This window comes from Mediterraneibacter sp. 210702-DFI.5.30, assembly GCF_020560115.1.
In the GTDB taxonomy this organism is placed as follows: domain Bacteria; phylum Bacillota; class Clostridia; order Lachnospirales; family Lachnospiraceae; genus Mediterraneibacter; species Mediterraneibacter faecis.
The window spans coordinates 1-222 of record NZ_JAJCME010000225.1 but is presented as its reverse complement, the minus strand read 5'-3'; the positions used below and the strand labels follow the sequence as shown (position 1 = coordinate 222).

Below are 222 nucleotides of genomic sequence, written 5' to 3'. Positions count from 1 at the left end.
CTTGATAAGCGATACCCAATTCCAGAAGCATATTGGCGTTATGGCAAGAACGGCAAAGTAATTAAGAAGAGCCAAAAACGGCCGACTGGTTTAGCTCGTATTACTGCTCAACGATATCCTTGGCTTGATGATGATGATCTTGATAGTGATATGTTCACCAATACCGAAGTTAATTATAAAGCTGCTTGGAATATGTTTCGGAAAGTACACACTGCCGGAAAA

The 222-nt window shown here is 40.5% G+C and carries 1 protein-coding gene; it reads left to right on the top strand.

What is annotated here, in order from left to right:
• Positions 1 to 222, top strand: a 222-nt coding sequence (locus tag LI126_RS15355; protein WP_227165767.1) for a hypothetical protein, incomplete at both ends; no start/stop codon positions are given.